Below are 11,606 nucleotides of genomic sequence, written 5' to 3' on the forward strand. Positions count from 1 at the left end.
TTCCCTTATTTTGTTTAATCAAAAGCCTATGTTGTAGCCCACATAAAAACTAAAGGCTCTTCTATACTTCGCTGTAACGCCTTCTGATTGGTAATAGGTGTGATAAAGCACCGGTATTTTAAGGCCAAATTCTATCCCTTGAGAAAAACGGGATCTTTTTTGGTGAGCGATTTTGGAAAAATTGGTCCTTATGCCTAAATCAAAAAGGAGTTGGAAAGAAGTGTCCTTAGGCTTAAGATGGTTGCCATCCACTTGATCTAAAAAGTTCGTTTTCCAGGTTTGCCCTGCAAGTTGGATACCGGCAAAAAAACCGATATCTATCGCTTCAGTCCCTCTTTTTCGGGTAAAAACATTATAAAGAAAGTCTGTGCCTGCTCCATAGCTAGAGAGGGTGGCTTTCACTAAAGAAGATCCTGTGCCAAATTGAGCGTAACCAAAATCATAAAAACCATAATACCTAAGCCCAAACATGCGCTTTTTGCCAAAGAATTGTTTATAGCCCATTTTCACGCCAAAGCCGTTCATGTTATTAGAATTAGAGTTATGCTCCAAAAAATTCCTAGCAAAGCCCATTTGATAGACTTGATTCACTTTAGTTTGCATTTCATCAATCACCCCACCAATCACTGCTTTAGAGCGATAAAGCCCATAAGCCATTAAAGTTTTTGCCGTGGGGGAATAGGGGCTAGATAAGATCTTGTCTATTTGCGCGGGGGTGGGGGCGTTTGTGGCTTGCTCTAGTTGGTTTATGATGACTTTTTGCTCTTGTTGGGCTTGTTGTGGGGTTAAATGATTTTGTGGGGTTTGATTATTAGATCCATTCAATTGCCCCCCATAATTAGGCAAGAAATTCAAACCTTTGTTATTTAAATCCAAATAGGGGGCGACCCAATTGGTGATAAAATCCCCATACGCTACGGTGTTACTGAGCAAGCTTTCCCCATAGTTGATCGTTTCTTGCATCTGGCTATATCTTGAAGTGCCTGTCAGTTTAGCGGCTTTATTGGCGAAATTTTGCATGCCTGAAAAAATCATAGAAGCGGTGATGCCATTAGCGATGATATTATCCGCTAAATAATAGACTGCCGAGCTAGGGTGGTAGGTGTATTGGCCATCGCCTGATCCAACCGTCGCTCCAGCGGGCAAGTTTTTTAAGGGTGCTTGCGTGGTGGTAGCGCCGTTTTTGGTGTAATAACCCGGACCGCTAAAGCTTTGGTAGCCTTGTTGGGAATTGCTGCCATTAGGGGCTTTGTTATAGGTGAAGCCAAATTGCTTTTCATTGGCTAAGCCCCCTAAAATCCCTGCTTGCATTAAAGCCTGGAAGATGTTTTGGGCGTTTTTGGCGATAGAGTTAGCTTCATTAGTAGCAGTGCATTGGTTTTGAGTGCTGCAAATGGTTTGATTATTGCTTGCTGTGGCTAAGCCGTCTTGTAAAAGGTGTTGCAAGACTTCAGGGCTAAAACTCACAGGACTGCCATTAGGGGTGCTAAAAGATTTATTCGTTAAGGTTTGGTTATACCAGAGCGTGGTTAAAGCGTTGGTAATATCATCGTTTAAAGCGTTCATGGTATTGGCTAGACCACTAGGCAATGCAATAACAGTGCTTTGATTGCCAAATTTGACATTAAAGACTTTGGCGTTAGAAAGATTTTCAGGGTTACGGATTAAAGTCTCGCCGATGAGTTTAGTGAGCTTGTCTAAATTATTGACTAGAGATTGCATATCAAAGGTGGCATTGACATTGCCTCTTGGGGGGTTGTTGCCTGTATCGCCGTTATTTTCTTTAGGATAGCCCCCCGCATAGAGCAAACATCTTTTAGAAGGATCAGGGCAGAGCATTTGCATTAAAACTCTAGTTTGTTGCCCCACCGCTTCTAAATAATAGGCTAAAGGCACTGCCGCAGATTCTAGAGCGATAGCGTTTTGGCGGATGTAGGTAGATGCGTCTTGACTGGCGTTAAGCCCTGAGTTATCCACCCTTTGAATGGCTAGAGAAGTTTGATAACTCACCCCCATAAAAAACCCATCATCTTCAGCCACTAAGGGATTAAGAAAAAATAAGGGGAGTAGGCTAGAATAGATAAGCCATTTTTTATTAAAAATAAAGTCTTGCAAGGGGTTATCCTTTTCTTTTTAAAAGATTTGAGTTATCCTAAATTTTATCTTATTTATCGCTTAAGTTTAATGGTTGGTCGCTTAATTGTTGATTAAAATGGGCTATTTTAGGCGCTCAAAATCGTTTCAATGATGGTTTTTGCGCCGTCTTTAGCGATTTTTTGTTGCAATTGGTTGCTGATAGTGGTGAGGTTTTTATTGCCTTGATCGTCTTTTTGGTTGAGCTTTCTAATGACTTCAAAGAGCTTTTTGGGTAACAATTCATTTTGAGGCACGACATAGCATAGGTTTTCTTTTTCAAATTCTAAGACATTGTAATACTGGTGGTTATTGCTCGCAAAAGGGTAGGGGATAAAAATCGTGGGTAAGCCATTAGCGCACAATTCCCACACGCTACTCGCTCCGGCTCTACTCACGCACAAATCCGCTCTATGCATGACTTCTATGATGTTGTTGTGGAAAGCGAACAATTCTACCTTATCCAACAGCCCTAATTCCTGGTAAAAAAAGCGTATTCTTTCATGAGCGTCTGAGCCGCAAATATGCGTGATTTTAATCCCTTGTTTGGTGAGTTTAGGAGCGTTTAATAAAACGAATTCATTGATCGCTTTTGCCCCTTGCGAACCGCCTAAAAATAAAATATGCTTGATTTCAGTGCGAGTCCTAGCCAAATCAAAAAAAGCGTTTTGCACGGGATAGGAGGTTAAAATGTGATTCCCTTTATCTTTAAAAGCATAGCTTGAAAACACCGCTTTAGCTTTAGGAGAAAGGTAGCGGTTAAGAGAGCCTTTGATCGCATTTTGCTCATGGATATAAAGGGGTATTTTATTGAGTAAGCTTGCAAAACTCGCAGGCCCTGCGCTAAACCCTCCCACGCTAATGGTGTGCGTGATCTGGTGTTTTTTTAAGATTTCTTTAGCCTTAAAAGCGGCTTTAGCTTGCAAGAATAAAGAGCCTATTTTTTTAAGAAAGCTTTTATTGACTACGCCTTGCGTGTTGAAAAAATAGCGTTCGCTAAATAGGGGGCTATTTTCAAACCATCCTTTATCTTGCCCATAAGTTGAGCCTAAATAAATAGCCTCTATGCCTTGCTTTTCTAATTCTATGGCCAAGGCTTTAGCGATAGAGAGATGCCCCCCTGTGCCTCCCCCCGTAAGAGCGAATTTCATGCTAAAAACCCTTACGCTCGTTCTCTTTCTTTAACCACAAAGCTTTTTAAAGGATCTCTAAAGCCAAAATCCGGATAATCCATCATAGAAAGCGCCACTTGAGCGCCAAAGCCATTTTTGGAATTAAACACTAAGGGGGCTAAGAAATTAACCATAGAATCTTCTAAATTTTTTTGTAACACGACCACGCAATACACCTCAACTTTGGAATGGGAATCTAATTCTAGCAGTAATTCTATGTATTTGGGTATCACAAAGCTGTATTCCCTCAAACAATAAGGATTCACTAAGACCATATCCAACGCCATGGGTGAATTGGTTTGACCAATTAATCGGCTGAATAAGGAATCAATTTTTTCCAAACGCACTTCGTTGATATGCTCAAATCCTAAAATAGGGGCTTTTAAAAAGTAATTCACTGGACTATCCTTTTTAATTTAAATGCTTTGTTGTATAATTTTGAAAAAATACGCAACAATTAAAAGCGTAAAAGCAAAAGGCGTTCCAAAATCCAACCATTTTTGAAAGAACGCTCTATTTTAGGATAATAATAACAATGAAACAAGAACCCACCACCTACCAACCCCAAGAGATAGAAAAAAAGATTTATGAAATTTGCTCTCATAGGGGGTATTTTGAAATTGATGGCAATGAAAAAATCCAAGAAAAAGGCAAACGATTTTGCTTGATGATGCCCCCTCCTAATGTGACCGGTATTTTACACATAGGGCATGCTTTGACTTTAAGCTTGCAAGATATTTTAGCACGTTACAAACGCATGGACGGGTATAAGACTTTGTATCAGCCTGGGTTGGATCACGCCGGCATTGCGACGCAAAATGTCGTAGAAAAGCAACTTTTAAGTCAAGGGATTAAAAAAGAAGATTTAGGGCGTGAAGAGTTCATTAAAAAAGTGTGGGAGTGGAAAGAAAAGAGCGGGGGAGCGATTTTAGAGCAAATGAAGCGTTTAGGCGTGAGCGCGGCCTTTTCTAGGACTCGTTTCACGATGGATAAGGGCTTGCAAAGAGCGGTTAAATTGGCGTTTTTGAAATGGTATGAAAAAGGCCTCATCGTTCAAGATAATTACATGGTGAATTGGTGCACTAAAGATGGGGCGTTAAGCGATATTGAAGTGGAGTATGAAGAGCGTAAGGGGGCGTTGTATTATATTAGATATTATTTAGAAAATCAAAAAGATTATTTAGTGGTGGCTACCACACGCCCTGAAACCTTGTTTGGCGATAGCGCACTCATGGTCAATCCTAATGATGAGAGATACAAGCATTTAGTGGGGCAAAAAGCGATCTTGCCTTTAATCAATCGCACAATCCCTATTATCGCTGATGAACATGTGGAAATGGAGTTTGGCACAGGGTGTGTGAAAGTTACCCCTGGGCATGATTTTAACGATTACGAAGTGGGCAAACGCCACCATTTAGAAACGATTAAAATCTTTGATGAAAAGGGGATTTTAAACGCGCATTGTGGGGAGTTTGAAAATTTAGAACGATTAGAAGCTAGAGATAAGGTCGTAGAAAGATTAAAAGAAAACGCCTTATTGGAAAAAATAGAAGAACACACGCATCAAGTGGGGCATTGCTATCGTTGCCATAATGTGGTAGAACCTTATGTGTCTAAACAATGGTTTGTCAAGCCTGAAATCGCTCAAAGCTCTATTGAAAAGATCCAACAAGGTTTAGCGCGATTCTACCCTTCTAATTGGATCAATAATTATAACGCTTGGATGAGGGAATTACGCCCTTGGTGTATCAGCAGGCAATTGTTTTGGGGGCATCAAATACCGGTATTTACTTGTGAAAATGACCACCAGTTTGTAAGCCTAGACACCCCTTCAAACTGCCCTACTTGTAAGAGTGAAACACTAGAGCAAGATAAAGATGTGCTAGACACATGGTTTAGTTCAGGGCTATGGGCGTTCTCTACTTTGGGGTGGGGGCAAGAAAAAAGCGGTTTGTTTAATGAAAACGATTTGAAAGATTTCTACCCTAACACAACGCTCATTACCGGGTTTGACATCCTCTTTTTTTGGGTGGCCAGAATGCTTTTTTGCAGCGAGTCGCTTTTAGGCGAACTGCCCTTTAAAGAGATTTACTTGCACGCCTTAGTGAGGGATGAAAAAGGTGAAAAAATGAGCAAATCTAAAGGTAATGTGATCGATCCTTTAGAGATGATAGAAAAATACGGCGCAGATAGCTTGCGTTTCACTTTAGCCAATTTGTGCGCTACGGGCAGGGACATTAAGCTTTCCACTACGCATTTAGAAAATAACAAGAATTTCGCCAACAAGATTTTCAATGCGGTGAGTTACTTGAAACTCAAACAAGAATCTTTTAAAGATAAAGAGCGTTTGAACGAATACCAAACGCCTTTGGGGCGTTATGCGAAATCGCGTTTGAATCTTGTTACTAAAGAGGTGCGTAACGCTTTAGACAATTATCGTTTTAATGACGCTACGACTTTGTTATACCGCTTTTTGTGGGGGGAATTTTGCGATTGGTTCATTGAATTTTCTAAAGTGGAAAATGAAGCGATAGACGAATTAGGGAGCGTGTTAAAAGAGGCTTTAAAACTCTTGCACCCTTTCATGCCCTTTATCAGCGAGTCTTTATACCACAAGCTCAGTAACACGGAACTAGAAAACACATGCTCCATTATGGTCATGCCTTACCCTAAAGATTTGGCGCGAGATGAAAAATTAGAGCATGAATTTGAAGTGATTAAGGATTGTATCGTGTCTTTAAGGCGTTTGAAAATCATGCTAGAAACCCCACCGATTGTTTTAAAAGAAGCGAGCGTGGGATTGAGGGAAAAAATAGAAAACACAGAGCGTTTGCAAACTTACGCCCAAAAATTAGCGAGGTTAGAAAAAGTCAGCGTGATAACTTATAAGCCTTTAAAAAGCGTGAGCGATGTGGGGGAATTTTGCCAAACTTATGCGGATTTAGAAAATCTTGATTTAAGCCCACTGGTTGCTCGTTTAAAAAAGCAGTTAGAAAAACTGGAAAAAGAAAAACTAAAACTCAACTTACACAATGAAAATTTTGTCAAAAACGCGCCTAAAAGCGTGCTAGAAAAAGCCAAAGAGAGCTTAAAAACGCTTTTAGAAAAAGAGAGTAAGATCAAGCAAGAATTGGATTTGTTAGAACAACCATAATCAAAGGATAGAAAATGTTTCAAGCATTAAGCGATGGGTTTAAAAACGCGCTCAATAAAATCCGCTTTCAAGATGATGAAAAAGCGCTAGACAGAGCGTTAGACGAATTGAAAAAAACGCTTTTAAAAAATGATGTGCATCATAAAGTCGCTAGAGAATTGCTCAAAAAAGTGGAAAGTCAGACTAAACTTAGTGGCATCGGTAAGCAGCAATTTTTAGACGCTTTAGAAAAGAGTTTGTTAGAAATTTTAAGCGCTAAAGGGAGCAGTGGTTTCACTTTCGCTCAAACGCCCCCCACCGTGGTTTTAATGGCAGGTTTGCAAGGGAGCGGTAAGACAACCACCACCGCTAAACTCGCTCATTATTTAAAAACCAAAAATAAAAAAGTGCTTTTATGCGCATGCGATTTGCAACGCTTAGCGGCAGTGGAGCAATTAAAGGTTTTGGGCGAACAGGTGGGCGTGGAAGTGTTTCATGAAGAAAATAAAAGCGTGAAAGAAATCGCCAACAACGCTTTAAAAAGGGCTAAAGAAGCGCAATTTGATGTTTTACTCGTGGATAGCGCGGGGCGTTTAGCCATTGATAAAGAGCTTATGCAAGAATTAAAAGAAGTCAAAGAAGTCTTAAACCCCCATGAAGTGCTGTATGTCGCAGACGCGTTGAGTGGGCAAGATGGGGTCAAAAGCGCGAACACCTTTAATGAAGAAATAGGCGTGAGCGGGGTGGTGTTAAGCAAATTTGATAGCGATTCTAAAGGGGGTATCGCTTTAGGCATCGCTTACCAATTAGGCTTACCCTTGCGTTTTATTGGGAGTGGGGAAAAAATCCCTGATTTAGATGTGTTTGTGCCTGAAAGGATTGTGGGGCGTTTGATGGGGGCTGGAGATATTATCTCGCTCGCTGAAAAAACCGCTAGCGTTTTAAACCCTAATGAAGCCAAAGATTTGAGCAAAAAACTCAAAAAAGGGCAATTCACTTTCAACGATTTTTTAAACCAGATTGAAAAAGTGAAAAAATTAGGCTCTATGAGTTCTCTAATCTCTATGATTCCAGGTTTAGGGAATATGGCAAGTGCGTTAAAAGACACGGATTTAGAAAGCTCGTTAGAAGTGAAAAAAATCAAGGCCATGGTCAATTCCATGACCAAAAAAGAGCGAGAAAACCCCGAGATTTTAAACGGCAGCCGAAGAAAAAGGATCGCTTTAGGGAGCGGCTTAGAAGTGTCTGAAATCAATCGCATCATCAAACGCTTTGATCAAGCGAGCAAAATGGCGAAACGCTTAACCAATAAAAAGGGCATTAGCGATTTGATGAATCTAATGAGTCAGGCTAAAAATCAAACGCCCCCTAAAATGCGCTAACTTTTAAGCATGTTTTAGGCGCTTTTGTTGTATAATCTCAAATTTAATACGAATATTTTAGGAGATTTTTGTAATGACAGTCATTAGACTCACTCGCATCGGGAGAAAGAAAAAGCCTTTTTACAGAGTGGTGGTAACCGATTCCAGGAAAAGAAGAGACGGAGGTTGGATTGAATCCATTGGGTATTACAACCCTTTAAGCGAGCCTAAAGATGTTAAAATTGATAAGGAGCGCTTGAATTACTGGAAAGGCGTGGGGGCTAAAATGAGCGAGAGGGTGGAAAAACTTTCTCAAAAAGCCTAAGGTTTTGTGAGGCTAGATGCGCGAATTAGATCCTTTGAACACGCCTTTTTCTCAAGCTGAGTGTAAGGACTATTCGTATTGCGTGGCAACTTTTTTAGAAAAATATTTAAAAAAGGTTGTGTCTTTCCCGCAAGCTTTGAGCGTAGAGTACACGCTTTTAGAAGATAAAGTCAAGCAAATCACGATTTATACCCACCCATCAGACATGGGACATGTGATTGGCAAAGAGGGTAAAATGGTGAGCGCGATTAAGGCGTTCGTTTCAGGCGTGAAAGCCAAAGACGGGTTTTCTTATAAAATCGTTGTTTTTGCGAGTAATGATAAAAATGGTGATAAAAATCCCCATGTTTTAGGCGATCAAACGCCTTGAATTTTTTTCATGCTTTTAGTGGGTAGGATTGGTAAAAGCGTGGGGCTTAATGGGGGGCTAAGGCTTCATTTAGAGAGCGATTTTCCAGAGTGCTTAAAAAAGGGCGTTAAGGTGAGTGTCGCTCCATTGAACGCTTTCTCTTGTGCTTCTTCTTTTAAAGACTATGTGATCCATTCTTATGAACATGCCAAAAACCTGTTGTTTTTAGAAACTATCCACACGCCCGAAAAGGCTAAAGAGCTGACTAATTTAGGGCTTTTTATGAGCGAAGCAGAGAGCAAGAAACTCTGTGTTTTAAAAGAGGGCGAGTTTTTTTATTGCGATTTAGTAGGGCTTAGCGTGGTGGAAGAAAACGAGATTCTAGGAAAAGTCATAGAAATCCAAAGGATTTCTCAAACAGATTATTTCATGGTTGAAACCACGCTGAACTTGGTTGAAAAAGGTTTGGCTAAGATTTTTTTAATCCCTTATAGGGATTTTTATATCAAAGAAATCCTTTTGCAAGACAAAAAAATAACCACCCATAACGCTAAAACGCTTTTAGAGAATAGTTGAGTGAAATTCAGCGTTTTAACCCTTTTCCCGCAACTCATCTTGCCTTATTTTGAAGATTCTATTTTAAAAAGAGCGTTAGAAAAAAACCTTTTTGAATTAGAAGTGTTAAACCTTAGAGATTTTAGTGCTAATAAATATCAAAAAGCGGATCACACGCTCATTGGTGGGGGTGCGGGGCAAATTTTAGACCCTGAGATGATAGAAAACGCGCTCCATTCTGTTAAAAACCCTAAACACACGATTTTTTTAAGCGCGGTGGGCAAGCCTTTCAAGCAAATAGATGCGATGCGTTTGGCTCAAAAAAAGCATGTCGTTTTGGTGTGCGGGCGTTATGAGGGCTTTGATGAACGCTCTATTGAATTGGGTGCTGATGAGGTTTTTTGTATAGGCGATTTTATTTTAACAGGGGGCGAGCTTGGGGCGTTGTGCTTGATAGATAGTATCGCTCGCCACATTCAAGGGGTTTTGGGTAACGCCCAATCTTTAGAAAATGAGAGCTTTGAAAACCATTATTTGGAAGCCCCTAATTTCGCTAACGCTGTTTTTAAATCCAAAGAAATCAATAAAATCCCTGCTCCTTTAGAATATTCTAAAGGAAATCATGCTAAAATAAAGCAACTGAAACTTGATTTGTCAAAATTAAGGACGAAATTCTACCGCCTTGATTTATTCAAACAGCACAAATCATGAAATTGACATTAAGGAAAACACATGAAAAATCGCTACATTCAGCAGTTTGAAGACGCTCAATTAAAAGACAAGACCATGCCAGCATTTAAAGCCGGCGATACTTTGAGATTGGGTATCACCATTAAAGAAGGCGAAAAAACACGAACTCAGTATTTTGAAGGCGTGTGCATTGCGATTAGAGGCAATGGCGTGGATAAGACTTTTTGCGTGCGTAAAATAGGGGCTAACAATATCGGCGTGGAGAAAATTTTCCCTTTTTATAGCGAAAGTTTGGCGAGCGTTGAGGTGTTGCGTGTGGGTAGGGTGCGTCGCGCGAAGCTCTACTACTTGCGCGATAGGAGAGGTAAGGCAGCAAGGATTAAAGAAGTCCGCCATTAATTTCTGTTAAGATTCTTTTTTAAAAAGACCGATTAGGAGGACATTTTTGGTTTTTAAGGGTTAGAATGAGTTCTTAACCCTTTCTTTTAAGAATAGTTTTTCTTTTAGCTCTTATTACCAACTTTTTAAAACTTTGCGTTAGCGTTCGTTTTTTTAAGGCAAAATTTCAATAACTTTTTTCTCTACCTGCTATCTGTTAAACTGAATTTTTGGCTTTAATGGGGCGTTGGTTGTCAAATTTAAAAAGGCTTTGAGTGTCTGTATTGGATGAGAACAGAACCTTTATTTTATTTAAGAACAAGGCATGTCTAGATCCCCACGCTATAACCAATCCTTATGGCAAAATTCGTATTTTGGGAGAAAACATGGAAAAACTGAAACCACGATTTTTGTGGATTGGCAAAATCTGTTATCCGATTTGAAAGCAATCCAAGAAACGGATGAGCGTTTTAAGGAGCCTCATTTCAATTTCAACAACCCCGATCAACTCTTAGCGCTAATCCGTTCGTTTTTGGAGCCTGAAGAGGAATTGAAACGGATCTATTTTTATGTATCTGAGCCTTTCACAGAAGTTGAACTTAGAATCAAGAACAATAAAAAAGAAGAACTTGAGGAGTATAAAAAGAATAATTTTAAAGAATATGAGGAAAAAGCGAATAAATCAGGGATTATGCAAACTTTCAACCACAAGATCGCCCAACAAAATCAAGTGAAATTACGAGTCGGTCGGGTAATGTTTGAATTCATAGATAAGTTAGAAGATATAGAAGTCCATAATGGTCTAAAAGCCAAAATTCCCATACCGTGCTTAAAGTTGCGTCAAAAACAAGTTGATGCGCTGTTGGCGCACGATATTACCAAGCTATATTGCACCAAACCACCAGGGTCTATTTTGCTGTTCAGCAAGGATACCGATTTTGTGCCTGTGCTTAAAGAGATTCGCGAACAAGGCTTCAAGATCTTTATCGCCAAAATTAAAGAAAGCCCCATTTCTGTCCCTTCAGACTTGAAGAAGTCTTGCGGTGTGAGAAAGCGCAGTGTTGCCGAAATTGTAGCCAAGTTGCCCAAAAGTCAGCACACCCCCAAGAAAAAGAACTTTCCCCCCAAAGAGCCTTTTAACAGCTCACTTAAAGACCAATTCTCTAAAAATAAGAAGTAACGCACTTCCCCCACCAAGGGGAAGGGTCAAGATAGCTTAAGCGGATTTTTCTAATCCATGATTTCATTTTTTGCTTTCTATTATGGGGTGGTTTTTGAAAATGGGAGCGAATTAGCACTTAATGGTGTATTTATGGGGAATGCGTGCGTGTTTTTGGCGGTGGTTGGTGGTATTGAGATTTTTCAAAATCCGATCGTTTTAAAATTTTAACTTACTTTGTCAAAAATTTTTATAGTTTAAGCAAACCTTAAGCTTTCTATGACTATACTTTCATTTCCTTGTTTCAGCAAGGGCTTTAAAAAGCCGCTTGATACCTTACAAGGATAGCTG

12 protein-coding genes are annotated in these 11,606 nt (G+C 39.8%); 9 read left to right on the plus strand and 3 right to left on the minus strand.

What is annotated here, in order from left to right:
- Positions 1-18 precede the first annotated feature (18 nt).
- The 3 genes from hopI to fliW form a co-directional block, all read right to left on the minus strand.
- Positions 19-2,115, minus strand: a complete 2,097-nt coding sequence (gene hopI / locus FIM44_RS07220; RefSeq protein ID WP_140579569.1) for a Hop family outer membrane protein HopI — start codon at positions 2,113-2,115, stop codon at positions 19-21.
- 107 nt (positions 2,116-2,222) lie between these two features.
- Positions 2,223-3,284: an undecaprenyldiphospho-muramoylpentapeptide beta-N-acetylglucosaminyltransferase gene (gene murG / locus FIM44_RS07225; protein ID WP_140579570.1), complete on the minus strand. Its 1,062-nt coding sequence runs from the start codon at positions 3,282-3,284 to the stop codon at positions 2,223-2,225.
- Positions 3,285-3,295: 11 nt separating this feature from the next.
- The gene (gene fliW / locus FIM44_RS07230) at positions 3,296-3,703 is read right to left on the minus strand and encodes a flagellar assembly protein FliW (protein ID WP_001105852.1); all 408 of its coding nucleotides are present in this window, start codon (positions 3,701-3,703) and stop codon (positions 3,296-3,298) included.
- 137 nt (positions 3,704-3,840) lie between these two features.
- Between fliW and valS the strand changes: the two genes are divergently transcribed.
- The 9 genes from valS (at position 3,841) to FIM44_RS08505 (ending at position 11,486) form a co-directional block, all read left to right on the plus strand.
- Entirely contained in the window at positions 3,841-6,459 is a 2,619-nt protein-coding gene (gene valS / locus FIM44_RS07235; protein ID WP_194148717.1) for a valine--tRNA ligase, read from the plus strand.
- A gap of 14 nt (positions 6,460-6,473) precedes the next feature.
- Positions 6,474-7,820, plus strand: coding sequence for a signal recognition particle protein (gene ffh, locus FIM44_RS07240; protein ID WP_140500319.1), 1,347 nt, complete (start codon positions 6,474-6,476; stop codon positions 7,818-7,820).
- A 73-nt stretch (positions 7,821-7,893) separates the two neighbouring features.
- The gene (gene rpsP / locus FIM44_RS07245; RefSeq protein WP_000216132.1) at positions 7,894-8,124 is read left to right on the plus strand and encodes a 30S ribosomal protein S16; all 231 of its coding nucleotides are present in this window, start codon (positions 7,894-7,896) and stop codon (positions 8,122-8,124) included.
- A gap of 16 nt (positions 8,125-8,140) precedes the next feature.
- The gene (locus FIM44_RS07250; RefSeq protein ID WP_001208539.1) at positions 8,141-8,494 is read left to right on the plus strand and encodes a KH domain-containing protein; all 354 of its coding nucleotides are present in this window, start codon (positions 8,141-8,143) and stop codon (positions 8,492-8,494) included.
- Positions 8,495-8,503: 9 nt separating this feature from the next.
- On the plus strand, positions 8,504-9,049 hold the full coding sequence (rimM, locus tag FIM44_RS07255) for a ribosome maturation factor RimM (RefSeq protein WP_162979280.1): 546 nt from the start codon (positions 8,504-8,506) through the stop codon (positions 9,047-9,049).
- On the plus strand, positions 9,050-9,739 hold the full coding sequence (trmD, locus tag FIM44_RS07260; RefSeq protein WP_000672893.1) for a tRNA (guanosine(37)-N1)-methyltransferase TrmD: 690 nt from the start codon (positions 9,050-9,052) through the stop codon (positions 9,737-9,739). It abuts the gene before it with no gap.
- A gap of 21 nt (positions 9,740-9,760) precedes the next feature.
- The gene (rplS, locus tag FIM44_RS07265; protein ID WP_000797699.1) at positions 9,761-10,117 is read left to right on the plus strand and encodes a 50S ribosomal protein L19; all 357 of its coding nucleotides are present in this window, start codon (positions 9,761-9,763) and stop codon (positions 10,115-10,117) included.
- Positions 10,118-10,421: 304 nt separating this feature from the next.
- Positions 10,422-11,276 (plus strand): NYN domain-containing protein, encoded by an 855-nt coding sequence (locus FIM44_RS07270; RefSeq protein WP_140579572.1) that lies wholly within the window; start codon positions 10,422-10,424, stop codon positions 11,274-11,276.
- 57 nt (positions 11,277-11,333) lie between these two features.
- Positions 11,334-11,486 carry a hypothetical protein gene (locus FIM44_RS08505; protein ID WP_194148154.1) on the plus strand — a complete coding sequence of 51 codons (153 nt, stop codon included), beginning with the start codon at positions 11,334-11,336 and terminating at the stop codon, positions 11,484-11,486.
- The last annotated feature ends 120 nt before the right edge of the window (positions 11,487-11,606 follow it).

The sequence above is a fragment of the Helicobacter pylori genome (assembly GCF_006440215.1).
GTDB classification, from domain to species: Bacteria; Campylobacterota; Campylobacteria; order Campylobacterales; family Helicobacteraceae; genus Helicobacter; species Helicobacter pylori_CS.